25 protein-coding genes are annotated in these 25502 nt (G+C 73.0%); 3 read left to right on the plus strand and 22 right to left on the minus strand.

The genetic code is table 11. The features are described 5' to 3' along the window. Both BBH68_RS02125 and BBH68_RS02130 read right to left on the minus strand, forming a co-directional pair. Positions 1-938 (minus strand): M1 family metallopeptidase (locus BBH68_RS02125; RefSeq protein ID WP_245737855.1); only part of this gene is annotated, 938 nt, incomplete at its 3' end. Between the two features lie 217 nt (positions 939-1155). Next, positions 1156-1464, minus strand: a complete 309-nt coding sequence (locus BBH68_RS02130) for a chorismate mutase (RefSeq protein ID WP_065958616.1) — start codon at positions 1462-1464, stop codon at positions 1156-1158. Between the two features lie 269 nt (positions 1465-1733). On the opposite strand from BBH68_RS02130, the gene BBH68_RS02135 reads away from it, so the two are divergent. Beyond that, positions 1734-1964 carry a VOC family protein gene (locus tag BBH68_RS02135; protein ID WP_065958617.1) on the plus strand — a complete coding sequence of 77 codons (231 nt, stop codon included), beginning with the start codon at positions 1734-1736 and terminating at the stop codon, positions 1962-1964. Between the two features lie 82 nt (positions 1965-2046). On the opposite strand, the gene BBH68_RS02140 is transcribed toward BBH68_RS02135, so the two are convergent. Continuing rightward, positions 2047-2880: a S1 family peptidase gene (locus BBH68_RS02140; protein WP_065958500.1), complete on the minus strand. Its 834-nt coding sequence runs from the start codon at positions 2878-2880 to the stop codon at positions 2047-2049. Positions 2881-3040: 160 nt separating this feature from the next. Between BBH68_RS02140 and BBH68_RS02145 the strand changes: the two genes are divergently transcribed. Further along, entirely contained in the window at positions 3041-3973 is a 933-nt protein-coding gene (locus BBH68_RS02145) for a hypothetical protein (protein WP_104531201.1), read from the plus strand. A gap of 35 nt (positions 3974-4008) precedes the next feature. After that, positions 4009-4482 (plus strand): PPOX class F420-dependent oxidoreductase, encoded by a 474-nt coding sequence (locus BBH68_RS02150; RefSeq protein ID WP_065958502.1) that lies wholly within the window; start codon positions 4009-4011, stop codon positions 4480-4482. Between the two features lie 84 nt (positions 4483-4566). Here the strand turns inward: BBH68_RS02150 and BBH68_RS02155 are convergent, their stop codons facing one another. From BBH68_RS02155 to hisI, 19 genes are all read right to left on the minus strand, one after another. Next, complete coding sequence (locus BBH68_RS02155; RefSeq protein WP_065958503.1) at positions 4567-6054, minus strand: glycosyltransferase family 39 protein; 1488 nt, start codon at positions 6052-6054, stop codon at positions 4567-4569. Positions 6055-6110: 56 nt separating this feature from the next. Beyond that, positions 6111-7157, minus strand: coding sequence for a transporter (locus BBH68_RS02160; RefSeq protein ID WP_079150746.1), 1047 nt, complete (start codon positions 7155-7157; stop codon positions 6111-6113). Then, entirely contained in the window at positions 7154-7696 is a 543-nt protein-coding gene (locus BBH68_RS02165; RefSeq protein WP_065958504.1) for a hypothetical protein, read from the minus strand. The genes BBH68_RS02160 and BBH68_RS02165 overlap by 4 nt, the downstream gene beginning before the upstream one ends. After that, positions 7693-8625, minus strand: coding sequence for an ATP-binding cassette domain-containing protein (locus BBH68_RS02170; protein WP_065958505.1), 933 nt, complete (start codon positions 8623-8625; stop codon positions 7693-7695). The genes BBH68_RS02165 and BBH68_RS02170 overlap by 4 nt, the downstream gene beginning before the upstream one ends. Beyond that, complete coding sequence (locus BBH68_RS02175; protein ID WP_065958619.1) at positions 8622-9083, minus strand: GntR family transcriptional regulator; 462 nt, start codon at positions 9081-9083, stop codon at positions 8622-8624. The genes BBH68_RS02170 and BBH68_RS02175 overlap by 4 nt, the downstream gene beginning before the upstream one ends. Positions 9084-9276: 193 nt before the next feature. After that, a complete protein-coding gene (locus BBH68_RS02180) occupies positions 9277-10755 on the minus strand; it encodes a glutamate synthase subunit beta (protein ID WP_065958506.1) in 1479 nt (492 codons plus the stop codon). Beyond that, positions 10748-15292: a glutamate synthase large subunit gene (gene gltB / locus BBH68_RS02185; RefSeq protein ID WP_065958507.1), complete on the minus strand. Its 4545-nt coding sequence runs from the start codon at positions 15290-15292 to the stop codon at positions 10748-10750. Before gltB ends, BBH68_RS02180 begins: the two co-directional genes overlap by 8 nt. Positions 15293-15588: 296 nt before the next feature. Then, complete coding sequence (locus BBH68_RS02190; protein WP_065958508.1) at positions 15589-16320, minus strand: VIT1/CCC1 transporter family protein; 732 nt, start codon at positions 16318-16320, stop codon at positions 15589-15591. A 180-nt stretch (positions 16321-16500) separates the two neighbouring features. Then, complete coding sequence (lgt, locus tag BBH68_RS02195; protein WP_065958509.1) at positions 16501-17505, minus strand: prolipoprotein diacylglyceryl transferase; 1005 nt, start codon at positions 17503-17505, stop codon at positions 16501-16503. Between the two features lie 70 nt (positions 17506-17575). Continuing rightward, entirely contained in the window at positions 17576-18337 is a 762-nt protein-coding gene (locus BBH68_RS02200) for a DsbA family protein (RefSeq protein WP_065958510.1), read from the minus strand. Positions 18338-18393: 56 nt separating this feature from the next. Then, positions 18394-19203, minus strand: a complete 810-nt coding sequence (gene trpA / locus BBH68_RS02205; RefSeq protein WP_065958511.1) for a tryptophan synthase subunit alpha — start codon at positions 19201-19203, stop codon at positions 18394-18396. After that, complete coding sequence (trpB, locus tag BBH68_RS02210; RefSeq protein ID WP_065958512.1) at positions 19203-20435, minus strand: tryptophan synthase subunit beta; 1233 nt, start codon at positions 20433-20435, stop codon at positions 19203-19205. Before trpB ends, trpA begins: the two co-directional genes overlap by 1 nt. A gap of 216 nt (positions 20436-20651) precedes the next feature. Further along, positions 20652-20939, minus strand: a complete 288-nt coding sequence (gene trpM, locus BBH68_RS44405; protein ID WP_425428760.1) for a tryptophan biosynthesis modulator TrpM — start codon at positions 20937-20939, stop codon at positions 20652-20654. Beyond that, positions 20830-21639: an indole-3-glycerol phosphate synthase TrpC gene (gene trpC / locus BBH68_RS02215; protein ID WP_065958513.1), complete on the minus strand. Its 810-nt coding sequence runs from the start codon at positions 21637-21639 to the stop codon at positions 20830-20832. The genes trpM and trpC overlap by 110 nt, the downstream gene beginning before the upstream one ends. 201 nt (positions 21640-21840) lie before the next feature. After that, positions 21841-22254: a DUF2752 domain-containing protein gene (locus BBH68_RS02220; RefSeq protein ID WP_245737856.1), complete on the minus strand. Its 414-nt coding sequence runs from the start codon at positions 22252-22254 to the stop codon at positions 21841-21843. Positions 22255-22402: 148 nt separating this feature from the next. After that, positions 22403-22639 carry an HGxxPAAW family protein gene (locus BBH68_RS02225; protein ID WP_065958515.1) on the minus strand — a complete coding sequence of 79 codons (237 nt, stop codon included), beginning with the start codon at positions 22637-22639 and terminating at the stop codon, positions 22403-22405. Positions 22640-22770: 131 nt separating this feature from the next. Continuing rightward, entirely contained in the window at positions 22771-23460 is a 690-nt protein-coding gene (locus tag BBH68_RS02230; RefSeq protein ID WP_065958516.1) for a TIGR02234 family membrane protein, read from the minus strand. A 139-nt stretch (positions 23461-23599) separates the two neighbouring features. Further along, positions 23600-25114 (minus strand): anthranilate synthase component I, encoded by a 1515-nt coding sequence (locus BBH68_RS02235; RefSeq protein WP_076971055.1) that lies wholly within the window; start codon positions 25112-25114, stop codon positions 23600-23602. An 11-nt stretch (positions 25115-25125) separates the two neighbouring features. Next, on the minus strand, positions 25126-25491 hold the full coding sequence (hisI, locus tag BBH68_RS02240; protein WP_065958518.1) for a phosphoribosyl-AMP cyclohydrolase: 366 nt from the start codon (positions 25489-25491) through the stop codon (positions 25126-25128). Positions 25492-25502: the final 11 nt, after the last annotated feature.

Below are 25502 nucleotides of genomic sequence, written 5' to 3' on the forward strand. Positions count from 1 at the left end.
CCCACCACTTTGACCAGGTCGCCGAACCACATGTGGGCCATCTCGTGGGCGATGACCATGGCGCGGGTCTGCCGTTCGGCGTCGGTGACGGCGGAGCGGTAGACGAATTCGTCGCGGAAGGTGACGAGGCCGGGGTTCTCCATGGCGCCGGAGTTGAACTCGGGGACGAAGGCCTGGTCGTAGGAGTCGAAGGGGTACGGCTCCTCGAAGATCTCGTGGTAGCGGTCGAAGCAGCGGCGGGTGATGTCGAAGAGCTCCTCGGCGTCGGCGTCGAGGTAGGGCGCGAGGGAGCGGCGTACGTGCAGGCCGAAGGGGAGTCCGGCGTGCTCGGTGCGCACCGAGTGGTACGGGCCGGCGGCCAGCGCGACCAGGTAGGTGCTGATGGGCGGGGTGGGCGCGATGCTCCAGCGGCCCTCGTCGGGTTCGCCGACGCGGGTGGCGATGCCGTTGCCGAGGACGGTCCACTCGGGCGGGGCGGTGACGTGCACCTCGAAGACGGCCTTGAGGTCGGGCTGGTCGAAGGCCGCGAAGACGCCGTTGGCGTCGGACATGCAGCACATGGTGTAGAGGTATGTCTCGCCGTCGGCGGGGTCGGTGAAGCGGTGCATGCCCTCGCCGGTGCGGGAGTAGCGCATGTCCGCCTCGACGCGCAGCTCGTGCTCGCCCTCGGCGAGGCCGGTGAGCGGAAGCCGCTCGTCGGCGATCAGGTCCCCGGCGTTGTCGAGGGGCAGCTCCCGACCGTCGAGGACGACGCGGTGCAGGGCGGCCGGGTTGAGCTCGACGAAGGTGTCCGCGTCCGGTTCGCGCGCGCTGAAGCGGATGGTGGTGATGGAGCCGAAGGTCTCGTCGCCCCGGGTCAGGTCGAGGTCGATGGTGTAGCGGTGCACCTCGATGAGGCGGGCTCGGGTCTGCGCTTCGTCGCGCGTCAGTACGGACATGGGGACATGCTGCCCTACTGCCCGCGGGCGTCACACGCGTGGGAAGAGGTTCCTCGGGGCGGTGGGGTTCCGCGCGGGTCCGGGGGGTGGTGCGCCCGGCGTGTGGCGGTGTGTCCCGGCCCAGGCGTGGGCGGCGCGCGCGGTCGCGGGCACACCGGGGTCACGCGGCCGCGCCGGGCCCGGGCCGCCCGCCGCCCCCCGTTCCCCGCTGCCGCGCCTACGAGCGCGCGATCGTCTCGTGGTGGCGGATGACCTCGGCGATGATGAAGTTCAGGAGCTTCTCCGCGAAGGCCGGGTCGAGCTTGGCGCTTTCCGCGAGGTCGCGGAGGCGCTCGATCTGGCGGGCTTCCCGGGCGGGGTCGGCCGGGGGGAGTTTGTGGGCGGCCTTGAGGTAGCCGACCTGCTGGGTGCACTTGAAGCGCTCGGCCAGCATGTGGACCACGGCCGCGTCGATGTTGTCGATGGAGTCGCGCAGCCGGGTCAGCTCGGCGCGGACGGACTCGTCGATGTCGTCGTTGGTGCTCATGGCGGCGGTCCCGTCGGTCCTCTCGGTCTCGGTGTGCTTCATGACCAGTGACCCTATGCGGCCCGGAGCGGTCCGGTGACCAGTGGGTGGCCGGGGCGGGGGTCGCGGGGACCGCCTCCGGTCCCTGTGGGGGGTTGGGTGAGGGGCTGGAGGCGGTCGACCGCTCGGAGTGCTCTCCCCGGTTGAGCGACTCCACCGTGGAGGAGTGCGGTACGGAGCCGTGGGTTCCATCCGGGCCGGGGTTTCTGGGGGCGCCTATGCTCACGCTCGTGATCGCGAAGCTTCAGTGCACCGTCATCGACTGTCCCGACCCCGTCGCGCTGGCCCGCTTCTACGCGGGGATCCTGGGCGGGCGGGTGGACGACGTGGAGCGCGCTCAGGCGGAGGTGATCGCGCTGGGGGCGACGTTCCTGTACGACAGCGGCGGGGAGCGGTCCGGGTTCCGGGTGTTCAGCGATCCGGCGGGGCATCCCTTCTGCCTCTGTTACGGGCAGAGCTGACGCGTACGGGCAGAGCTGACGGTACGGGCAGAGCTGACGCGTTCGCGCCCCTGGCCCGTCGGCCAGGGGCGCGAGTGGTGGGTCAGCCGCCGAGCTGGGTGGCGCCCGCCTTGATGTCCTTGGCGAAGGTGCTCACCTCGGTGTAGACGCCGGGCTTGCCGGGCCGGGCGCAGCCGTCGCCCCAGCTGACGATGCCGACCTGGATCCACTGTCCGGCCTCGTCCTTGCGGAACATCGGGCCGCCGGAGTCGCCCTGGCAGGTGTCGATGCCGCCGGTGTCCATGAGCCCGGCGCAGATCTCCTCGCCCGCGACGAGGTCGCTGTACGCCGTCTTGCAGGTGGCGTCGTCGACGAAGGGCACGGTGGCCTTGAGCAGGTAGCGCTGCTGGGCGCCGCCTTCCCTGGCGGCGCCCCAGCCGGCGACGGTGAAGTCGCCCTTGTTGTAGGCGGTGGTCTCGGCGATCTTGAGGGTGGGCTGGTTGATGGGCTTGGCGAGCTTGATCAGTGCCCAGTCCTTGCCGGTGCCGTTGTAGCCCGGGGCCTGGAGGACGCGGGTGGACTTGACCTTGATGGCGCTGGAGCTCTGGAGGTCCACGACGCCGGCGGTGGCGGTGATGGAGGTGTTCGCGCCGCTGCCGGACACGCAGTGGGCGGCGGTGAGCACGATGTCCTGGGTGTAGAGGGCGCCGCCACAGCCCATGGACAGCCGCACCATGAAGGGGAATTCGCCCTGGGCGGCGCGGGTGCCGCCCACGACGGAGGGGACGGGCTCGGCGCTCTTGGCCTGAGCCACGGAGGGGACGGGCTCGGCGCCCTTGGCCTGGGCCAGGGAGGTGCCGGGCATCAGGCTGAACGCGGCGAGAGCGACCGCTCCGACGGCGGCCGATCTCTTGACGGGCTTCCGGAGGTTCCGCAACGGGATTCCTTTCGTGGGGGGTTGGGGCACTTGCCAGGCTCATGCCAAGTGCGTTGCGATTATCCGGACGGCTCGAACGACATGACAAGGGGCGCTTTCCAGCCACACCGAGCGCCCCGACCTGCGCCACGGCCAGGCCGGACGCCCGTAAAGTGACAATATGGGGCACGGCGGACAGTGGGGACGGGGTGGCGGTGTGAGGGCACCGGGCAGCGACGTCGAGCACGGCTTTCCGCACCTGGAGACCGTCCGGGCCGCGCTGACCGCGCTCTACCGGCGGCTGTCGTACGACGGGGTGCGCACCTACGGGCTGAGCGTGGCCCCCGGCGATGTGGCCTTCTCCGACCAGGACGACCTGTATCTCGGCGTCCAGCGCGTCGCCCGGGTCATGGTGCGGCACCTGCGGCTGCCGGACGCCCGGGTGATCGTGAGCTTCCGCGAGATGCGACACGCCGCGAACGTCGAACTGACCGCCGGGCCGGAGTACTTCATCGAGCTCAACTCCCGCTTCAAGACCCACCGCCGGGACATCGGCGCGGCCCTCGCCCACGAGGTCACCCACGTCTATCTGCACCGGCTCGACCTGGCGTTCCCCGGCACCCGCGACAACGAGATCCTCACCGACACCACCGCCGCGTACCTCGGCGCGGGCTGGCTGCTGCTCGACGCCTACCGCGAGGACTCGGTCTCCAGCCAGAAGCTCGGCTATCTGACCCCGGAGGAGTTCGGGTACGTGCTGGCCAAGCGGGCCCTGGCGTTCGGCGAGGACCCCGCCGTCTGGTTCACCAGCCCGCAGGCGTACGAGGCGTACGCCGAGGGTCTGGCCGTGGCCCGGCGCGACGAGCGGCAGCCGCCGCTGGCCGCGTCGGGCTGGGCGGGCCGCCGCCGCTACGCGCGGGACCGCCGCTGGGCGCTGGGCGACCCCGAGGCGCCGCCGGCGGTCGGCGCGGCCGGGTACGCCTTCGAGACCGGCTCCCCGCCGCGCGTCTCCTTCCCCTGCCCGACCTGCCGGCAGCGCATCCGGGTCCCGGTGCGCGGCAGGATGCGGGCCCGCTGCGGGCTGTGCCGCACGGTCCTGGAGTGCGACACCTGACCGCGCGGCGCGCCTGACGTCGTACGCTCGGTCGCATGAGCCCCTCCATCGCCACCAACACCCGGGTCGGCCGCGACGAGCTGCTGGAGTTCGTACGGCCGCGCCACCGCGCCGTCCTGATGACCCGCCGCGCCGACGGCTCGCCCCAGGCCTCGCCCCTGACATGCGGCGTCGACGACGCGGGGCGGCTCGTGGTCTCGACCTACCCCGAGCGCGCCAAGGTCCGCAACGCGCGGCGCGATCCGGCCGTCAGCGTGATCGTGCTGTCCGACGAGTGGAACGGGCCGTGGGTCCAGATCGACGGCACCGCCGAGGTGATCGACACCCCCGAGTCCGTGGAGCCGCTGGTCGAGTACTACCGCAACATCGCGGGCGAGCACCCGGACTGGGACGAGTACCGCGCCGCCATGGTCAAGCAGGGCAAGTCGCTGATCCGGATCACCCCCGAGCGCTGGGGCCCGATCGCCACCGGCGGCTTCCCCGCCCGGCTGGCGGAGGACGAGGGGTGAGCGAGGGGTGAGGAGCCGGGCGCGGCGGGCCCCGTGACCTGCCGCGCCCGGGCCGGCACCCGCCCGGGTCAGCACCCGCCCGGGTCAGCACGCGCCCGGGCGGGCGTACAGGACGACCACCATCCCCTGGACCTCCCGCTGGGCGCACCGGCGGAAGTACCGGTCGAGCACCTCGCGTTTCACCCGCTCCTGCGGGGTGTCGTCCAGCGGCTGGTCGGGTGGGTCGGTCACCGCGGCGATCCGTTCGGCGGTCAGCATGCGGGCGCGGATGCGGGGCGCGGGCAGCTCGATGCCGTGCAGGGTGCCCGAGGCCACCGCGTGCCGGGCCAGGGCGAGTTCCCGCAGGCCCCGGAACTCCCCGGGGCTGGACAGGATCGGCTCCCGCCGCCTGGCGGGCATGAACAGCACCCCGTCGCCGGGCCGGGTCAGCTCCCGTACGGCGCGCGCCGCGGCCATCGGGTCGTCCAGGCGGCTCTGCGGCGTGCGCAGCTGGATCGAGCACGGCAGCAGGGCGGCCACCGCGACGGCGGCCAGCGCCGCGGCCGCGGCCCTCGGGCGCGGCACGGCGCGCAGTACGGCCTCCAGCGCCGCGCCCGCGAGCAGGGCGAGCCCGGCGGAGGAGTAGAGGACGTACCGGTCGACGTAGATCGGGTGGCGGAAGGACACCGCCAGCAGCGTGGCCCCCGGCAGGGTCAGCAGGGGCAGCGCGAGGGCGGGCAGCGGGAGCGGGCCGGGCGCGGCCGGCGCGGCCTTGGCGCAGCCGAGCCCGACCAGCGCCAGGGCCGCGAAGCCCAGCAGCTCGGGCGGGCCCGGGGAGTCTATCCAGCCCACCAGCGCCGCCTGCTGCTGGCTGACTGTCGCCAGCGGGGCCAGGACGACGGCCACGGCCGACGCCGCCTTGGCCCAGGCCCAGCGGACGGGCGCGGGGACGCGGGCGCAGAGCAGCGTGGCGCCGTGCGCGAGCACGGCCAGGACCGCGAACTCGTGCAGCAGGCAGGTCGCCGACGCGGCGGCGGCGTATCCGGTCCAGGTCCGCTTGCGGGGCCGGGCGACGGCCGAGAGCAGCAGGTGGGTGCTCCCCACGACCGCGGCGCAGACCAGGGCGTACGAGCGCCCCTCCTGCGCGTAGCGCTGCGCCGCCGGCGCGAGCGAGAAGACCGTCCCGGCCGCCAGGCCGGTCCGTGGGCCCGCGAGCCGGTGGCCGAGCAGCGCCACCCCGGCGGCCGCCGCGGCCATGGCGAGCACCGAGGGGAGCCGCAGCGCGAGCAGCCCGCCGTCCCACAGGGCGAAGACGGCGTGCATCAGCAGGTAGTACACGCCGTGGGCGACATCGGCGTCGCCGAGCAGACGCACGATCTGGGCGACGGAGCGGTGGGCGACCTGATAGGTCGTCGACTCGTCCCGCCACATGCTGTTTCCGCGGCGGATCCCCCACAGGCCGAGCGCCAGCGTCAGCCCGGCCGGGGCCAGCGCGACGGCGGCGCGCCCCGGGCGGCGGGGCGGCCGGGGCCCGGTCCCGGGGCGGGTGCGCGGGAGGCCCGGGGCGGTGTCGAGGGCGGGCGAGCGGGCCATGGGAAGGGGACTCCGATCGGAGCGGACGGCGGAGGGGGCCGGCGGGCGGTCGCGGGTCAGCCCCGTCGGCGCCCGATCCACCACAGGCAGAAGGCGGCGAGCGCGGCGGCCGCGGCCAGGCAGATGCCCGCCTGTATCCACTGGAGGGGCCAGAAGTGGCCGAGGGGGTGGTAGTCCGCGTACTGCGCGAGCAGGTGGTGGCGGTCGAAGCAGCGCATACGAGAGGCCGGGTCGGCGATCGAGTCGCAGCCGGTCTCGGCGATCCGGCCGCCGGACCGGGTGAGGTAGCCCGAGCCGAGCCGCCACGCGTCGGCGGGCGTCTCCGGGTAGGTGCCGGCGTTCGCGGTGGCGGTGTGCGGGGAGAGCAGCCGGGGGCGCAGCCACTGGAGGCCGTACAGGGCGCCGGCGGTGAGGGTGAGGGCGCAGGCCATGGCGGGCAGGGTCCGCCGGAGCAGCAGCCCGCAGGCCGTGCCGAGGAGGAGGGACAGCAGGGACAGCGCCACGGGGGCCGGGCCGGCCGCGTCGAAGGGCACGGCGGTGCCCCATGCGACGCCGTCGAACAGGGCGCGGTGGGGCCACCACCACCAGGTGAACAGCGCGGACAGCAGCGTGGTGGCGGCCACGGTGGCGGCGGCGGGGACGGCGAGGGTGGCGAGGAGCCAGCGCCTCCTGCCGACGGACTGGGACCAGACGAGGGTGGCGGTGCCGCTCTCCAGTTCGCGCGCGACCAGGGGCGCGCCGACGAAGGCCCCGATGACGGCGGGGAGGGCGAGCATCAGCCGCCCGGTGGTGAGCAGCGGCGTGCGATACGTCCCCAGGTGGCTGTACGCCCGGGCCAGCGCGGTGGGGCGGTCGCTCTCGGACCCCACCCGCCTGCCCCCGCAGTCCTGCCACAGCCGGCAGCCGGTCAGGTGGTGGTCGGCGACGAAGGCGGCCATGCCGGTGCGCTGGTAGGCGAGGTATCCGGCGAGGGCGAGCACGAGCACGCCGCCCGCCAGCAGGGCGGCGCGCCGGCGGCGCCAGGCCAGCCAGAGCGGGCCGCGCGGGCCCGGGCCGGCGCCGGTGGCGCGGGGGCCGGGGCGGGAGATGGTTCCGGTCGTCACGCCGTCTCCTTCACAGTGGGTCGGCGCCGGACCCACCACACGCAGAACGCGGCGAGCGCGGCGGCCGCGGACAGGCAGATCCCGGCCTGGATCCACTGGAGGGGCCAGGAGTGGCCCGCCGGGTGCGGTTCCTCGTACGCCCGCCGGGTGGCGCCGAGCCGGGCGAGGCAGTTCTCCGTGCCGCTGCCGCCGTCGGCGGACAGGCAGCGCTCCAGCGGGAAGACGCCGGCCAGCGCGGGCAGGGCGAGGATCAGCCGCCCGGTGTTCAGCAGCGGGTCGCGGTAGGCGCGGTGGACGTGGGCGTACGCCTCGGAGTGCGGCCCGCAGCAGGCGCGCCACTGCGCGCAGTCCTCGATGCCGTGCGCCCGCAGATAGCCGACCATGTCGGCGCGCATCCACAGGATGTACGCGGCGACGGCCGCGATCAGGACGAGGCCCGCGCAGAGGGCGGCCCGGGGCTGACGCCCCACCGGCCACAGCAGCCCTCGTACGGACGGGTGTTCGCGGGGCGCGGCGGGCCGTGCCGGGACCGTGTTCACGCCCCGGCCTCCGGGGCGGGCGGGCGCGCGCCGGCCGTGAGCAGCGGCGGGGCGTCGGGGGCGCGCAGGTAGCCGAGGAGGACCTCCTCCAGGGTGGGTTCCCGGACGATCCAGCCGTCCTCGGCCGGGGCGCCCCGGGGGCGTATCAGCGCGGTGAGCTGACGGCCCGTCGCGCGGGTCTCGACCACGGTGTGGCGGGCGATCTCGGCGGGCGTCGTGCCCCCGGTGCCGCGTGGGCCGGTGACGAGGCGGTGGGCGGACTGGAGGGCGTCGGTCTCGCCCGCGAGGCGGATCCGGCCGCCGCCGACCAGCAGCAGGTAGTCGCAGACGCCGTCGAGTTCGGCGAGCACATGGGTGGAGATGACCACGCTGGTGCCGTGTTCGGCGGCCTCGGCCATCAGGGCGCCCATCGTCCGGTGCCGGCGCAGCGGGTCCTGGTCGGACATGGGTTCGTCGAGCAGCAGCAGGTCGGCGCGTTTGCCGAGGGCGAGGGCCAGGGCCACGCAGGTGCGCTGCCCGCCGGAGAGGGAGCCGACGCGCGCGGTCAGCTCCACCTCGGCCTCGGCGACGAAGCGCTCGGCGGCGGCCTGGTCCCAGCCGGGGTTGAGCTCGCGGCCCAGGCGGAGGGTCTCGGCGACGGTGAAGCGCGGGTAGAGGGGCTTGTCCTGGGCGACGAAGGCGACGCGCCGCCGGGCCTCGGCCGCCCTCGGGTCGGCGCCGAAGACTCGTACGGTCCCGGTGGTCGGCGCGAGCAGGACCGCGGCCAGGGACAGCAGGGTGCTCTTGCCCGAGCCGTTGGGGCCGACCAGGGCGCAGATCCGCCCGGCGGGCAGCCGGAAGGAGACGTCCTGCAGGGCCCAGCCGCGCCGGTATCTCTTGCCCAGCCCGGTGGCCTCCAGGGCGGTGGAGGGGTCGTGTCGGTGGGTCACCCGTTCTCCCCGTGTCGGACCGTGCTCTCGCCGGTGGCGGTGCGGGCGGTGGTGGTGCGGGCGGTGGTGGTGTCGCCGTCACGGAAGCGCTCGTCGAGGACGGAGGCGATGAGCGCGGCGATGTCCTCGCGGTCGAGACCGGCGGCGCGCGCCCGGTCCGTCCAGGCGGCCAGTTCGGCGCGCAGCGGCGAGTCGGCGGCCGCGCCGGGGCGGGCCAGGGAGCGCCGTACGAAGGTGCCGAGGCCGGGCCGCGGCTCGACCAGGCCCTCGCGCTCCAGTTCCCGGTAGGCCTTCAGGACGGTGTTCGGGTTGATGGCGGTGGCCGCGACGACCTCCTTGGCCGTGGGCAGCCGGTCCCCCGGCTGGAGGAGTCCCAGGCGCAGCGCCTGCTTGGTCTGCTGGACGATCTGGAGGTAGGTGGCGATGCCGCTGCGGCGGTCGATGCGGTATTCCACCAGCCGCCACCACCCTTTCACTAATCAGTTAGTGGAATGATGGTGTGATGATCTCCGGGCGATGTCAAGGCGGGCGGGTGGGGGCGCGGACAACACACGGCGCCCGCCCCCGGTCGGGAGGGGGCGGGCGCCGTGCACCGTTCCGTACGCCGTTGTACGGGCGGAGTCTCGGGGAGCGCCTGGTGGTGGGGGCGGGTCAGGCGGTCAGGGCGCGGTCCGTCGGGCGGATCGGGGCGGGCAGGGCGCTGGTCCCGGCCAGGTAGCGGTCCACGCCGCGGGCGGCCGAGCGGCCCTCGGCGATGGCCCACACGATCAGCGACTGGCCGCGGCCCGCGTCACCGGCCACGAAGACGCCGTCCACGTTGGTGGCGAAGTCCGCGTCGCGGGCGATGTTGCCGCGCGCGTCCAGCTCCAGGCCGAACTGCCTGACCAGGCCGTTCTCCTGGTCGGTGCCGGTGAAGCCCATGGCCAGGGTGACCAGCTGGGCCGGGATCTTCCGCTCGGTGCCCGGCTTCTGCTCGAGCTTGCCGTCCTTGAACTCCACCTCGATCAGGTGGAGCCACTGCACATGGCCGACAGTCTCTCCCTCTTCAGGGGCGGAGCCCTCGAAGTGGGTGGTGGAGACGGAGTAGACCCGCTCGCCGCCCTCCTCGTGGGCCGAGGTGACCTTGTAGAGCATCGGGAAGGTCGGCCAGGGGTGGGCCGGGGAGCGCTCCTCGCCCGGCCGCGGCATGATCTCCAGCTGGGTGACCGAGGCGGCGCCCTGGCGGTGGGCGGTGCCGACGCAGTCGGCGCCGGTGTCGCCGCCGCCGATCACCACCACGTGCTTGCCCTCGGCGCTGATCGGGGAGGTGACGTAGTCGCCCTCCTGCACCTTGTTGGCCAGCGGCAGGTACTCCATGGCCTGGTGGACGCCCTTGAGCTCGCGCCCGGGCACCGGCAGGTCGCGGGCGGTGGTGGCGCCGGCCGCGATGACCACGGCGTCGTAGCGCTTGCGCAGCTTGGCGGCGTCGATGTCGCGGCCGATCTCCACCCCGGTGCGGAACTTGGTGCCCTCCGCGCGCATCTGCTCGATGCGCCGGTTGATGTGGCGCTTTTCCATCTTGAACTCGGGGATGCCGTAGCGCAGCAGCCCGCCGAGGCGGTCGGCGCGCTCGTACACCGCGACCGTGTGGCCGGCCCGGGTCAGCTGCTGGGCAGCGGCCAGTCCGGCCGGCCCGGAGCCGATGACGGCGACGGTCTTGCCGGACAGCCGCTCGGGCGGCTGCGGGGTGACGTCGCCCGTCTCCCAGGCCTTGTCGATGATGGTGACCTCGACGTTCTTGATGGTCACCGCGGGCTGGTTGATGCCCAGCACGCACGCGGCCTCGCACGGGGCGGGGCACAGCCGCCCGGTGAACTCGGGGAAGTTGTTGGTCGCGTGCAGCCGCTCGCTGGCCTCCCGCCAGTCCTCGCGGTAGGCGTAGTCGTTCCACTCGGGGATCAGGTTTCCGAGCGGACAGCCGTTGTGGCAGAACGGGATGCCGCAGTCCATGCAGCGGCCGGCCTGCTTGCTGATGATCGGCAGCAGCGAGCCGGGGACGTAGACCTCGTTCCAGTCCTTGACGCGCTCGGCCACCGGGCGGGTCCTGGCGACCTCGCGGTCCGTGGTGAGAAAGCCCTTGGGATCAGCCATTGGTCGCCGCCTCCATCATCTTCTCGGTGGTCTCGGACTCGGAGAGCCCGGCTCGCTCGGCGGCGTCCTTGGCGGCGAGCACTGCCTTGTACGTGGTGGGGATGATCTTGCTGAAGCGGGTGAGGGCGGCGTCCCAGTCGGCGAGCAGGGTGCCCGCGACGGTGGAGCCGGTCTCCTCGTGGTGGCGGCGCACCACGTCGTGCAGCCACCGCTGGTCGGCGTCGTCGAGCGGCTCGATCGCATCGAGGTTGCCGGCGTTGACGTTGTCCCGGTCCAGGTCGACGACGTAGGCGACGCCCCCGGACATGCCCGCCGCGAAGTTGCGGCCGGTCGGGCCGAGCACCACGGCCCGGCCGCCGGTCATGTACTCGCAGCCGTGGTCGCCCACGCCCTCGGAGACCACGGTCGCGCCCGAGTTGCGGACGCAGAACCGCTCGCCGACGCTGCCGCGCAGGAACATCTCGCCGCCGGTGGCGCCGTAGGCGAGGGTGTTGCCCGCGATGGTCGAGTACTCTGCCAGGTGGTCGGCGCCCCGGTCCGGGCGGACGATCACCCGTCCGCCGGACAGGCCCTTGCCGACGTAGTCGTTGGCGTCGCCCTCCAGCCGCAGGGTGACGCCGTGCGGCAGGAACGCCCCGAAGGACTGGCCGGCCGAGCCGGTGAAGGTGATGTCGACGGTGTCCTCGGGCAGGCCCGCGCCACCGAACTTCCGGGTCACCTCGTGGCCGAGCATGGTGCCCACGGTCCGGTTGATGTTGCGGATCGCGACCTGGGCGCGGACCGGCTGGGCCGCCTCGGCGCTCTCCGCGCTCAGCGCGTCGGCCGCGAGCTTGATCAGCTCGTTGTCCAGCGCCTTCTCCAGGCCGTGGTCCTGGCCCACCACCTGGTGGCGCGCCGCGCCCTCGGGCAGGTCCGGGACGTGCAGCAGCGGGGCGAGGTCCAGGCCCTGCGCCTTCCAGTGGGCCACGGCCCGGGCGGTGTCCAGCAGCTCGGCGTGGCCGACGGCCTCGTCGAGGGTGCGGAAGCCCAGCTCGGCCAGCAGCTCGCGGACCTCCTCGGCGATGAACTCGAAGAAGTTCACCACGAACTCCGGCTTGCCGCTGAACCGCTCGCGCAGCACCGGGTTCTGGGTGGCGATGCCGACCGGGCAGGTGTCCAGGTGGCACACGCGCATCATCACGCAGCCGGAGACCACCAGCGGGGCGGTCGCGAAGCCGAACTCCTCCGCGCCGAGCAGCGCGGCGATCACCACGTCGCGGCCGGTCTTCAGCTGGCCGTCGGTCTGCACCACGATGCGGTCGCGCAGGCCGTTGAGCAGCAGCGTCTGCTGGGTCTCGGCCAGGCCCAGCTCCCAGGGGCCGCCCGCGTGCTTGAGCGAGGTGAGCGGGGAGGCGCCGGTGCCGCCGTCGTGGCCGGAGATCAGCACCACGTCGGCGTGCGCCTTGGAGACGCCCGCGGCCACGGTGCCGACCCCGACCTCGGAGACCAGCTTGACGTGAATGCGCGCCTTCGGGTTGGCGTTCTTCAGGTCGTGGATGAGCTGGGCGAGGTCCTCGATGGAGTAGATGTCGTGGTGCGGCGGCGGGGAGATCAGGCCGACGCCCGGGGTGGAGTGCCGGGTCCTGGCCACCCACGGGTAGACCTTGTGGCCGGGCAGCTGGCCGCCCTCGCCGGGCTTGGCGCCCTGCGCCATCTTGATCTGGATGTCGTCGGAGTTGACCAGGTACTCGCTGGTGACGCCGAAGCGGCCGGAGGCCACCTGCTTGATCGCCGAGCGGCGCTCCGGGTCGTACAGCCGCTCCGGGTCCTCGCCGCCCTCGCCGGTGTTGGACTTGGCGCCCAGCCGGTTCATGGCGATGGCCAGGGTCTCGTGCGCCTCCTGGGAGATGGAGCCGTACGACATGGCGCCGGTGGAGAAGCGCTTGACGATCTCGCTGGCGGGCTCGACCTCCTCGAGGGGGATCGAGGGCCGGTCGCTCTTGAAGGCGAACAGGCCGCGCAGCGTCATCAGCCGCTCGGACTGCTCGTTCACCCGCTCGGTGTACTTCTTGAAGATGTCGTAGCGCCGGGAGCGGGTGGAGTGCTGGAGCCGGAAGACCGTCTCGGGGTCGAAGAGGTGCGGCTCGCCCTCGCGGCGCCACTGGTACTCGCCGCCGATGTCCAGCGCCCGGTGGGCGGAGGCGACACCGGAGACGGGGTACGCCTTGGCGTGCCGGGCGGCGACCTCCTTGGCGACGACGTCCAGGCCCGCGCCGCCGATCTTGGTGGCGGTGCCGTGGAAGTAGCTGTCCACGAAGGCCTCGTCCAGGCCGACGGCCTCGAAGACCTGCGCGCCGCGGTAGGAGGCCACGGTGGAGATGCCCATCTTGGACATCACCTTGAGCACGCCCTTGCCGAGCGCCTTGATCAGGTTGCGGATCGCGGTCTCGGCCTCGACGCCCGGCAGGAAGGTGCCGGCGCGGACCAGGTCCTCGACGGACTCCATGGCCAGGTACGGGTTGACGGCCGCGGCGCCGTAGCCGATCAGCAGCGCGACGTGGTGCACCTCGCGGACGTCGCCCGCCTCGACCAGCAGGCCCACCTGGGTGCGCTGCTTGGTGCGGATGAGGTGGTGGTGGACGGCGGAGGTGAGCAGCAGGGAGGGGATCGGGGCGTGCTCGGCGTCCGAGTGGCGGTCGGAGAGCACGATCAGCCGGGCGCCGTCCTCGATGGCGGCGTCGGCCTCCGCGCAGATCTCCGTCAGCCGCGCGGCCAGCGCCTCGCCGCCCCCGCCGACCCGGTACAGGCCCGAGAGGGTGGCGGCCTTCAGGCCCGGCATGTCGCCGTCGGCGTTGATGTGGATGAGCTTGGCCAGCTCGTCGTTGTCGATCACCGGGAAGGGCAGGGTGACGCTGCGGCAGGAGGCCGGGGTCGGCTCCAGCAGATTGCCCTGCGGGCCCAGCGAGGAGATCAGCGAGGTGACCAGCTCCTCGCGGATGGCGTCCAGCGGCGGGTTGGTGACCTGCGCGAACAGCTGGGTGAAGTAGTCGAACAGCAGCCGCGGACGCTCGGAGAGGGCGGCGATCGGGGAGTCGGTGCCCATCGAGCCGATCGGCTCGGCGCCGGTCTTGGCCATCGGGGCCAGGATGACCCGCAGCTCCTCCTCGGTGTAGCCGAAGGTCTGCTGGCGGCGGGTGACCGAGGCGTGGGTGTGCACGATGTGCTCACGCTCGGGCAGGTCGGCCAGGTCGATCAGGCCCGCGTCCAGCCAGTCGCCGTACGGCTGCTCGGCGGCGAGCGCGGCCTTGATCTCGTCGTCCTCGATGATGCGGTGCTCGGCGGTGTCGACCAGGAACATCCGGCCCGGCTGGAGCCGGCCCTTGCGCACCACCTTGGCCGGGTCGATGTCCAGGACGCCGACCTCGGAGGCCAGTACGACCAGGCCGTCGTCGGTGACCCAGTAGCGCCCGGGCCGCAGGCCGTTGCGGTCCAGGACCGCGCCGACCTGGGTGCCGTCGGTGAAGGTGACGCAGGCCGGGCCGTCCCAGGGCTCCATCAGCGTGGAGTGGTACTGGTAGAAGGCGCGCCGCGCCGGGTCCATGGAGGGGTGGTTCTCCCAGGCCTCGGGGACCATCATCAGCACGCTGTGCGGCAGCGAGCGGCCGCCGAGGTGGAGCAGCTCCAGGACCTCGTCGAAGGTCGCGGAGTCGGAGGCGTCGGGGGTGCAGATCGGGAAGATCCGCTCCAGCCCCTTGTCCCCGAACAGGTCGCTGACCAGCTGCGACTCCCGGGCGCGCATCCAGTTGCGGTTGCCCTTGACCGTGTTGATCTCGCCGTTGTGGGCGACGAAGCGGTACGGGTGGGCCAGCGGCCAGCTCGGGAAGGTGTTGGTGGAGAAGCGCGAGTGGACCAGCGCGATCGCGGTGGCGAAGCGGCGGTCGGACAGGTCGGGGAAGAACGGCTCCAGCTGGCCGGTGGTCAGCATCCCCTTGTAGACCAGGGTGCGCGAGGACAGCGACGGGAAGTAGACCCCGACCTCCCGCTCGGCGCGCTTGCGCAGCACGAACGCCTTGCGGTCCAGGGCGAGCCCGCTGCTGGCGCCGTCGGTGACGAAGAGCTGGCGGAACGCGGGCATGGTGGCGCGCGCGCCGTTGCCCAGCAGATCGGGGGCGACCGGGACCTCGCGCCAGCCGAGGACGGTCAGGCCCTCCTCGGCCGCGAGGCGCTCGATGTGGCCGGCGGCGCCCTCGGCCTCCCCGTCCGGGAGGAAGGCGATGCCCACGGCGTACGAGCCGGCCTCGGGCAGCTCGAAGCCGCTGACGCTCTCCCGCAGGAAGGCGTCGGGGACCTGCACCAGGATGCCCGCGCCGTCACCGGAGTCCGGCTCGGAACCGGTGGCCCCGCGGTGCTCGAGGTTGCGCAGGACGGTCAGAGCCTGCTCCACGAGCTCATGGCTGGCCTCGCCGGTGAGGGTCGCCACGAAGCCGACGCCACAGGCGTCGTGCTCATCGCGCGGGTCGTACATCCCCTGTCGGGCGGGGTGGGACGCGGAACGCATCGGCTCTCCCGTCGTCGTCTACGGCATATGGGTGTGCCGAGGGACGACGCTGGCCCTCCGCCAAGAAATTTTCGTGCAGGTTACATGATGAGTCGGATCCCGAGAAGTGGATAGCTCGTTCCACCATGCGGACAACGTGCACGAGGGATGAAGTGAGGCAAGGGGGATCAAACGATCACCCCGCCGTCAGCGCGAAGCGGGCGACGCTGCCCACGGCGCTACGGCGTTATGCCCGCCGGTAAACGGATTGAAACCGTCGGGTAACGGCGTAATCTTGCGGCTCGCCGTATGGTAAATCAACCCACCGCGGTATCGAAGAGTGTGCCCAAGGCATATGTCACACCGGCCGCCGCGCCACCCAGCGCCAGCTGCCGCAGCCCGCTGAACCACCAGCTACGGGCGGTCACCCGCGCCACCACCGCACCGCAAGCGAACAGCCCGATCAGCGCCAGCACCACGGCCGGCCACAGCGCGGTGGCCCCCAGCAGATACGGCAGCACCGGCAGCAGGGCGCCCAGCGCGAACGAGCCGAACGAGGACACCGCGGCGACCAGCGGAGACGGCAGGTCGTCCGGGTCGACGCCCAGCTCCTCGCGGGCGTGTATCTCCAGCGCCTGCTCCGGGTCCCTCGACAGCTGCTCGGCCACCTGGCGCGCCAGCTTCGGCTCCACGCCCCGCGACTCGTACAGCGCGGCCAGCTCCTCCAGCTCGTCCACCGGGTGCTTGCGCAGCTCGAGCCGCTCGACCTCCAGCTCGGCCTCCACCAGCTCGCGCTGGGAGGCCACGGAGGTGTACTCCCCGGCGGCCATCGAGAACGCGCCGGCCGCCAGCCCGGCCAGGCCGGTGATCACGATGGTCTGCCGGTCCATGGAGCCGCCGGCGACGCCGGTCATCAGGGCGAGATTGGACACGAGACCGTCCATGGCGCCGAACACGGCGGGGCGCAGCCAGCCGCCGTTCACATCGCGGTGGGTGTGGTTGTCGCGGTGCGCGATGTGAGGTTGTTCGGTGCCCTCGATGACCGACATGGTGCTCCCTTCGGGGGTGTGCGGGCATGGCCGCCCTCGACCCAACAGTTCGAAGGTACGCGCGAATTCCCTGCCGCCGCCAGCAAGGAAGGCCGAACTTACCTCGCTGACCTGCACAAACGCGAAGACCGCCGGACCCTCGCGGGTCCGGCGGCCTCGGGGGGCTCGGAGACTACGAAACTACTGGGACTGCTCGGCCGGCTCGGCGGGCCCGGCCTCGGACTTCGCCTCGCCGTCCGCCTTGGCCTCGCTCCTCGCCTCGGCCTCGCCCTTCGCCCTGGTTCCGGCCTTCGCCTGGGTTCCGTCCTCGCCGCTGTCCGCGCGGGCCGGCTCGCCGCCGTCCTCGCCCTCCCCGGCCTCGGCCACGGCGGCGGGCTCCACGACCTCCTCGCGCCCGGGGGACCTCTTCGCGGAGAGCACGAAGTAGACCACCGCCGCCAGGAAGACGGCGACCGCCGTCCAGTTGTTCAGCCGCAGGCCCAGCACATGATGGGCGGTGTCCACCCGCAGGTACTCCACCCAGAAGCGGCCCACCGTGTACGCGGCGACATACAGCGCGAACGCCCGGCCGTGCCCCAGCTTGAACTTCCGGTCCGCCCAGATCACCAGCAGCGCCACGCCCACGCACCACAGCGACTCGTACAGGAACGTCGGTTGGTACGTCCCGGCCACCCGCCCTATCCCCGGGTCGGCGTCGATCTTCAGCGCCCACGGCACATCGGTCCGCTTGCCGTAAAGCTCCTGGTTGAACCAGTTGCCCCAGCGGCCGATCGCCTGGGCGAAGGCGATCCCCGGCGCGACCGCGTCGGCATACGCCGGGAGCGGGATGCCCCGGCGCCGGCAGCCGATCCAGGCGCCGAGCGCGCCCATCGCGATCGCGCCCCAGATCCCGAGGCCGCCCTCCCAGATCTTGAAGGCGTCCACCCAGTCGCGACCGTCGGTGAAGTACAGCTCGTAGTCGGTGATGACGTGGTACAGACGACCACCGACGAGCCCGAAGGGCACCGCCCACACGGCGATGTCGGCGACCGTGCCGACCCGGCCGCCGCGGGCGACCCAGCGCCGCCCGCCGAGCCAGACCGCCACGAAGACACCGATGATGATGCAGAAGGCATAGCCGCGCAGCGGGATCGGGCCGAGATAGATCACGCCGGACGACGGGCTGGGAATGTATGCGAGGTCCATGTCGAAGTCGACGCTACCCTGCCGGGCGGCGGATGCGGCAACCCACCCGCCACAACGGCTGCATAACGAGCTACTTGGTCACCATCCGCTTGAGCTTCCGCGGGCTCAGCGGCTTGTCCGGATCGCCGTAGACCGCCTTCCCGTCCAGCAGGATGGTCGGTGTGCTGTTGTAGCCCGAGCGGGTGAAGGCGGCATTGGACTTCCGCACCCACCCGTCGTGCCGGCCGTCCTCCACACACCTGCGGAAGGTCCGGGTGTCCAGCCCCGGGACCTTGCCCGCCAGCTTGATCAGCTTCGACTTGTTCGCGTACGCGTCCTTGGTCTCCGGGGGCTGGTTCTTGTAGAGCACGTCATGGTACGCCCGGAACTTCCCGGCGTCCTGCGCGCAGGCCGCCGCGTTCGCCGCGTGGAGCGAGCCGGTGCCGCCCATGTTCCCGTCGATGATCGTCACCAGGTGGTAGCGCACCTTCATCCGCCCCTTGTCCTGGAGCCGGTGCACGGTCGTGCGGAAGACGTCCTCGAACTGCTTGCAGCCGGGGCAGCGGAAGTCCTCGTAGACGGTCAGCGTCTTCTTCGCGCCCGCCTTCCCGGAGGTGATCACCGTGCCCGCCGCGCCGCGGGGCGCGACCGCCCGGCTCCCGGACTTCCCCGACGAGTCCTCGCCGCTCTTCGAGGCGACCATGCCCACGCCCGCGGCCACCCCGAGCACGGCCACCACAGCCCCGGCCACGCCCATGGTGCGCCTGCGCCTGGCGCGGAGCCGCTCCTTCTCTCGCTGTTCCCGCAGCCGCTCCCGGGCGCTGCGCTTCCCCTCACGGTTTTTCTCGCTCACGCCCTCGCCTAACGAGGCGGAGGAGCCCCGCTGAGCCCCTCCGCCCCGTATTCCCCCTAACGAGCGACGCGGACTCCCTCCGCCAGCTCACCCGCCAGGGCGCGCACGGCCGCGATCCCCGACTCCAGGTCCTCGGCGTCCATCAGCCGCCGGACGAAGGCCGTCCCGACGATGACGCCGTCCGCGTACCCGGCCACCTCGGCGGCCTGCCCGGCGTTGGACACCCCGAGCCCCACGCACACCGGCAGGTCGGTCGTCGCGCGGGTGCGCTCCACCAGCTCCCGCGCCCCCTCCCCCACCGAATCGCGGGTGCCGGTGACGCCCATGATCGAGGCCGCGTACACAAAGCCGCTGCCCGCCGCGGTGATCCTCGCCAGCCGCTCGTCGCCGGTGCTCTGCGCCACCACGAAGACCGTGGCGAGGCCGTGCTGCTCGGCGGCCTTCCGCCATCCCTCCGACTCCTGGACCGGCAGGTCCGGCAGGATGCAGCCCGCGCCGCCGGCCGCCGCCAGATCGGCGGCGAACCGCTCGGCCCCGTACCGGTCGACCGGGTTCCAGTACGTCATGCACAGCACGGGCGCCCCGGTCCGCTCGTGGACCTCGCCGACCGTACGGATCACATCGCGGATGCGCACCCCGCCCCGCAGGGCGATGTCGTCGGCGGTCTGGATGACCGGGCCGTCCAGCACCGGGTCGCTGTACGGCAGCCCGACCTCGATCACATCGCAGCCGCCCTCGACCATCGCCGTCATGGCGCGCACCGCGCCGTCCACGGTCGGATAGCCGGCCGGCATATAGCCGATGAGCGCGGCGCGCCCCTCCGCCCCGGCCTTGGCGAGCACGGACCCCAGCAGCTCTGCGCTCATCACTTCTCTCCCTCGTAGAGCCCGAAATACCGCGCCGCCGTGTCCATGTCCTTGTCGCCACGGCCCGACAGATTCACCAGCAGCAGCCCGTCGCTCCCGAGCTCACGCCCCAGCTCGAGCGCCCCCGCCAGGGCGTGCGCGCTCTCGATCGCCGGGATGATCCCCTCGGTGCGGGACAGCAGCCGCAGCGCCTCCATGGCCGCGTCATCGGTGACGGCCCGGTACTCGGCCCGCCCCACGTCCTTCAGATAGGCGTGCTCCGGGCCCACCCCCGGGTAGTCCAGACCGGCCGAGATCGAGTACGGCTCCACGATCTGCCCGTCCTCGTCCTGCAGCACATAGGACCGGGAGCCGTGCAGGATCCCCGGGTCCCCCTTGGTCAGCGTGGCCGCGTGCTCCCCGGTCTCCAGGCCGTGCCCGGCCGGCTCGAAGCCGAACAGCCGCACGGAGTCGTCCGGCAGGAAGGCGTGGAACAGCCCGATGGCGTTGGACCCGCCCCCGACGCACGCCGCGACGGCGTCCGGCAGCCGGCCGACCCGCTCCAGGATCTGCCGCCGCGCCTCCACGCCGATCACCCGGTGGAAGTCGCGCACCAGCGCCGGGAACGGGTGCGGTCCGGCGGCGGTGCCGAACAGGTAGTGGGTGTGGTCCACATGGGCCACCCAGTCGCGGAACGCCTCGTTGATCGCGTCCTTGAGCGTCCGGCTGCCGGTCTTCACGGCGATGACCTCGGCGCCCAGCATCCGCATCCGTGCGACGTTGAGCGCCTGCCGCTCGGTGTCGATCTCGCCCATGTAGACGACGCACTCGAGCCCGAACAGGGCACACCCGGTGGCCGTGGCGACGCCGTGCTGCCCGGCGCCGGTCTCGGCGACCACCCGGGTCTTGCCCATGCGCTTGGCGAGCAGCACCTGGCCCAGCACGTTGTTGATCTTGTGGGAGCCGGTGTGGTTGAGGTCCTCGCGCTTGAGGAAGATCCGCGCGCCGCCGGCGTGCTCGGCGAACCGGGGCGCCTCGGTCAGCGCGCTGGGCCGCCCCGCGTAGTTGACCAGCAGATCCTCGAGCTCGGCGGCGAACGTCGGGTCGGCCTTCAGCTTGTCGTACTCGGCGGCGACCTCGTCGACGGCGGAGACCAGCGCCTCGGGGATGAACTGACCGCCGAACGCGCCGAAATACCCCTCGGCGCTGGGGAGATGACCCTCGGGGTCCGGGACAAAGAAGTCAGACGGCATCTGACGTACTCCTCAGTCGGGGCGCACGCCCCGAAACATCACATCGGGGCGACCGCCCCAGACGTCATAACGGACAAATGACGAAGATCGCCACGCATGAGCGCCGACCGGCTCACCACCGGCCGATCCAGCACCGGTCGGCTCACCAACGGTCGGCTCACCACCGGCCGACTCACCACCGGTCGGCTCGCCAAGGGAGCCGCACCCGGTCGGGAGCTACCCGCGCGCCCCGCGCGGCACCAGCGCCTCACGCCATCGGCGCCCATTGATCTGCCCCGGCTCGCAGCCGATGTGGTACCGCACGCGCCGGCCCCGCACCCGCCTCGCGGGCGCACGGCAGCCACGGGGGCGGCACCCCCGGGCCAAGCGCGCGTACGTGTCCATGGAGAAGGCCTCAGTCCCGCCCGTGCCGCAGCGCGGGGTGCGCTCCCGCCGCGACCAGGTCCGCGACCGCGCCCTTCGGGTCCCGGCCGGTGACCAGCGACTCGCCCACCAGCACGGCATCCGCGCCGTCGTTCGCGTACGCGATCAGGTCGTGCGGGCCGCGCACGCCCGACTCCGCGACCTTCACGATGTGGTCCGGGATCTCCGGCGCGACCCGCGTGAAGGTCCCCCGGTCCACCTGGAGCGTCTTCAGGTTCCGCGCGTTGACGCCGATCACCCGCGCCCCGGCGTCCACCGCCCGCTCGACCTCGTCCTCGTCGTGCACCTCGACCAGCGGCGTCAGCCCGATCGACTCGGCGCGCTCGATGAGCGAGACCAGCGCCGGCTGGTCCAGCGCGGCGACGATCAGCAGGGCGACGTCCGCGCCGTACGCCCGCGCCTCCCAGAGCTGGTAGGAGGTGACGATGAAGTCCTTCCGCAGCACCGGGATGTCGACCTTCGCGCGGACGGCCTCCAGGTCGGCCAGCGAGCCGCCGAACCGCCGCTGCTCGGTGAGCACGCTGATGACGGCCGCGCCGCCCGCCTCGTAGTCGGCGGCGAGCCCGGCCGGGTCGGCGATCGCGGCGAGCGCGCCCTTGGACGGGCTGGACCGCTTGACCTCGCAGATCACCTTGACGCTGTCGCCCTTGAGCGCGGCGACCCCGTCCTTGGCCTGGGGTGCCCTCGCGGCCCGCTCCTTGAGCTCGTCGAGGGTGACGCGCGCCTGCCGCTCCGCGAGGTCGGCACGGACTCCGTCGATGATCTCGTCGAGCACACTCACGCGAGCGGCCCCCTTCCGGACGGGATGGAGCTTCTGATCACTACTGGCACAGCGGGCGTCCACGGGGACGCGACCGATTCACCAGGCACTGCGATGGTATCTGCCGGAGGACCGAGGTCTCGCATCCGGTTGACGCGGACCCGCGCCCCCGGCCGCCGCCGGGACCGGTACGGAACCGACGGTCGCCTTCATCTTCAACGGTCACGGGGCGAGAAAACTTCCGAAGGGGAGGTTCCGGATAACGGTGAAGCCGAGAACCGCCCCGCCGATCAGCCACCCGTGCGCGGTCCGCAGCGGCACCACCGGCCCCGCCGTGCTCCCCCGCGCGCGGTCCAGGAGCCAGCGCAGCCAGACGGCGAGGAAGCCGAGGTAGCCGAGGACGGCGAGCGCGTTGGCCCCGAGCGCGGTGAGCGGCTCCCCGTGGGCGACCGCGTACGCGCCGCGCAGCCCGCCGCAGCCGGGGCAGTACAGGCCGGTGAGCCTCAGCAGCGGGCACGCCGGGTAGTGGCCCGGCTCGTTCGGGTCGACGAGCCCCACCAAGGCGAAGGCGCCCACGACCGCCGCGAGCACCCCCAGGGGCGCCGCCAGCCGCCGCACGGGCCGGTTCTCGGTCACATCGCCGAGTCTCGCGGCGGATATGCGAAGGCGCAGCTCAGGGCCCGCGTCCTGCCGCCGTACGGCCGTACGCCCGGGCCCCGCGCCGCGCCCTGAGGCGGATCAGGCGAAGGCGGGTCAGGCGGGTCGCCTCAGCCCCGCCCCCGGCTCACTGCTGGGTCTGCGCCTGCGGCTGGGCCTGCGGCTGCCGCTTCGGCGCCTGCCCGAGCCCGGCCGCGCGCATCGCCGCACCGACGACGCCGCCGAGGACCACCACGACCATGCCCGCCCAGAAGCCGATCGGGTTGGCCAGCACGATGAACGCGGCGGCGACACAGAAGCCGACGAAGGCGATGGTGACGCCGGTCCAGGCGGCCGGGGTGTGTCCGTGGTTGTTACCCGCCATGAATACTCCTCGTTGCTCTACTGCCCCCGGGTCCCGGGCGCGCGGGGCGAACGCTCCCAGGACATTGTCCCCGACGGTCGGAACCGCCGTGAGCGGGGGTCCGCTCCATCAGGGTTGCCCGGCCGGAACGCTCAGGCCTCCGTCGGGTCCTCGCCGCGGTCGAGGGCCTTCCACAGCTCCTCGGGCCGCTCCGGGTCCGGCGCCGCGCCACCGCGCCGCGCGCGGCCCGCCACGCGGCTCCTGCCGCCGCCCTTGCCGCCCTCGCCGCCGGCGCCCGCGCGCTCGTACCGGCCGGACATGGCGGGCCAGTGGCGGCCGTAGCCCAGGGCGAGCACGCCGGCGAGCAGCAGCAGCGCCCCGCCTCCCATGGCGACCCAGGGCCACGGGGTGTACGCGACGTCGTGGATGGCGCTGTCGGCCAGGCCGGTCGCCTGGGACGCCTTCTCCTCGAGCGCCGCCTTGTCGGAGGCGCCCAGCACCGAGCTGACCACGATGCCCGCCCCGCTGAGGGTCAGCAGCCCGGAGACGACCCAGCGCCCGACGCGGTTGACGGCGAACACCGCGACGAGCGCGGCGAGGCCGACGACCGCCAGCGCCCCGGGCAGCCCGGTGATGTCGTCACCGTTCGCATGCTGCGGCAGGGTGCCCTTGGCGACCGCGGCCGTGCCCTTGGCCCAGGTGCGGCTGGTGGCCAGCAGTACGAGCGCGGCGCCGAGCGCCCCGGACAGCAGGGCGACGCCGAGGCTGCGTCTGCGGCCGCGCGCGGCTGCGGCGGTGGGCTCATGGTGGGCCCGGGGCTGGGGTACGGCTGCTGCACTCACGCGTACCACTATCCCCCACGGCTCGGACAAGCCCGCCGCGGGGATACGGAATGCCTGATTCGATGCTTCGGTGCGGGTGTCACCCGTACGTCCGGGAACGGCTCCCCGGAACGTCGACCCGCGGCAGCGGCCCCGGATGTCAGCCCCGCTCCAGCCGCCCCGCCGTGTGCACGGCCCGCAGCACCGCCGCCGCCTTGTTCCGGCACTCCGCGTCCTCCGCCGCCGGGTCGGAGTCCGCGACGATCCCCGCTCCGGCCTGCACATACGCCGTGCCGTCCCGCAGCAGCGCGGTACGGATGGCGATGGCGGTGTCGGAGTCGCCGGCGAAGTCGAGGTATCCGACGCACCCGCCGTACAGGCCGCGGCGGCTCGGCTCCAGCTCCTCGATGATCTGCATGGCGCGCGGCTTGGGCGCGCCGGAGAGGGTGCCCGCGGGGAAGCAGGCGGTGAGCACGTCGAAGGCGGTGCGGCCCTCGGCGAGCCGGCCGGTGACGGTGGAGACGATGTGCATGACGTGGCTGTAGCGCTCGACCGACATGAAGTCGACGACCTCGACGCTGCCGGGCTCGCAGACCCGGCCCAGGTCGTTGCGCCCGAGGTCGACGAGCATGAGGTGCTCGGCCCGCTCCTTGGGGTCGGCGAGGAGCTCGTCGGCGAGGGCGGCGTCCTCGCGCGGAGTGGCGCCGCGGGGGCGCGTACCGGCGATCGGGTGCACCATCGCCCGGCCGTCCTCGACCTTGACCAGCGCTTCCGGGCTGGAGCCCACGACATCGAACCCGTCGAAGCGGAAGAGGTACATGTACGGGCTCGGATTGGTGGCCCGCAGCACGCGGTAGACGTCCAGGGCACTGGCCGCGCAGGGGGTCTCGAACCGCTGGGAGGGCACGACCTGGAACGCCTCCCCGGCGCGGATGCGCTCCTTGACGTCCTCCACGGCCGCCATGAAGTCGGCCCCGCCCCACCGGGCGGTGTACTCGGGCAGCTCGGAGGCCGGCAGGGCGGTGGGGTCCGTGGGGACGGGCCGGGCGAGGTCGGCGGTCATCGCGTCGAGCCGCGCCACGGCGTCCGCGTACGCCTCGTCGACGCCCGTGTCGAGGTCGTTGTGGTTGATCGCGTTGGCGATCAGCAGGACGGTGCCGTCCCAGTGGTCGAGTACGGCCAGGTCCGAGGTGAGCAGCATGGTCAGCTCGGGCAGCCCCAGCTCGTCCCGGCCGCTCTCGCCGATCTTCTCCAGCCGGCGCACGATGTCGTAGCCGAGATAGCCGACCATGCCGCCGGTGAAGGGCGGCAGCTGGGCCAGTCCCCCGAGGTCGCGGGGGGTGTGCAGGGTCTCGATGGTGGCGCGCAGCGCCTGGAGCGGGTCGCCGTCGGTGGGCACGCCGACGGGCGGGGTGCCCAGCCAGTGCGCGCGGCCGTCGCGCTCGGTGAGGGTGGCGGCGCTGCGTACGCCGATGAAGGAGTAGCGGGACCAGGACCGTCCGTTCTCGGCGGACTCCAGGAGGAAGGTGCCGGGGCGTTCGGCGGTCAGCTTGCGGTAGAGCCCGACCGGGGTGTCGCCGTCCGCGAGCAGCCGGCGGCTGACGGGGATGACGCGGCGGTCGGCCGCCAGCTTGCGGAAGGTCTCGAGGTCCATCGTGTGCGCACCCTGGGTCATGGCCGGCGAGCCTACTGGCCGAGCGGCAGGACGTCGGAATCGAAGCAGGTGCGGTCGCCGGTGTGGCAGGCCGCGCCGACCTGGTCGACCTTGACCAGGATGGTGTCGGCGTCGCAGTCGAGGGCGACGGACTTCACCAGCTGGATGTGCCCGGAGGTGTCGCCCTTGACCCAGTACTCCCGGCGGCTGCGGCTCCAGTAGGTGCAGCGGCCGGTGGTGAGGGTGCGGTGCAGCGCCTCGTCGTCCATCCAGCCGAGCATCAGCACCTCGCCGGTGTCGTACTGCTGGGCGATGGCGGGGAGGAGACCGTCGGCGTTCCGCTTGAGGCGGGCGGCGAGGGCCGGGTCGAGGGAGGAGGGGCGGTCGGAGCCGGTCATGCGACCATTCT

The sequence above is a fragment of the Streptomyces sparsogenes genome, assembly GCF_001704635.1.
Taxonomy (GTDB): Bacteria; Actinomycetota; Actinomycetes; order Streptomycetales; family Streptomycetaceae; genus Streptomyces; species Streptomyces sparsogenes.

Coding starts and splice junctions, on each gene's coding strand:
- BBH68_RS02130 (WP_065958616.1), bottom strand. CDS start 1,464: ATGAGCACCAACGACGACATCGACGAGTCCGTCCGCGCCGAGCTGACC.
- BBH68_RS02145 (WP_104531201.1), top strand. CDS start 3,041: ATGGGGCACGGCGGACAGTGGGGACGGGGTGGCGGTGTGAGGGCACCG.
- BBH68_RS02150 (WP_065958502.1), top strand. CDS start 4,009: ATGAGCCCCTCCATCGCCACCAACACCCGGGTCGGCCGCGACGAGCTG.
- BBH68_RS02155 (WP_065958503.1), bottom strand. CDS start 6,054: ATGGCCCGCTCGCCCGCCCTCGACACCGCCCCGGGCCTCCCGCGCACC.
- BBH68_RS02180 (WP_065958506.1), bottom strand. CDS start 10,755: ATGGCTGATCCCAAGGGCTTTCTCACCACGGACCGCGAGGTCGCCAGG.
- gltB (WP_065958507.1), bottom strand. CDS start 15,292: ATGCGTTCCGCGTCCCACCCCGCCCGACAGGGGATGTACGACCCGCGC.
- BBH68_RS02190 (WP_065958508.1), bottom strand. CDS start 16,320: ATGTCGGTCATCGAGGGCACCGAACAACCTCACATCGCGCACCGCGAC.
- lgt (WP_065958509.1), bottom strand. CDS start 17,505: ATGGACCTCGCATACATTCCCAGCCCGTCGTCCGGCGTGATCTATCTC.
- trpA (WP_065958511.1), bottom strand. CDS start 19,203: ATGAGCGCAGAGCTGCTGGGGTCCGTGCTCGCCAAGGCCGGGGCGGAG.
- trpB (WP_065958512.1), bottom strand. CDS start 20,435: ATGCCGTCTGACTTCTTTGTCCCGGACCCCGAGGGTCATCTCCCCAGC.
- trpM (WP_425428760.1), bottom strand. CDS start 20,939: ATGCCGTGCTGGTGGGCGAGTCGCTGGTCACCGGCCGGGACCCGAAGG.
- BBH68_RS02225 (WP_065958515.1), bottom strand. CDS start 22,639: ATGGCGGGTAACAACCACGGACACACCCCGGCCGCCTGGACCGGCGTC.
- BBH68_RS02235 (WP_076971055.1), bottom strand. CDS start 25,114: ATGACCCAGGGTGCGCACACGATGGACCTCGAGACCTTCCGCAAGCTG.
- hisI (WP_065958518.1), bottom strand. CDS start 25,491: ATGACCGGCTCCGACCGCCCCTCCTCCCTCGACCCGGCCCTCGCCGCC.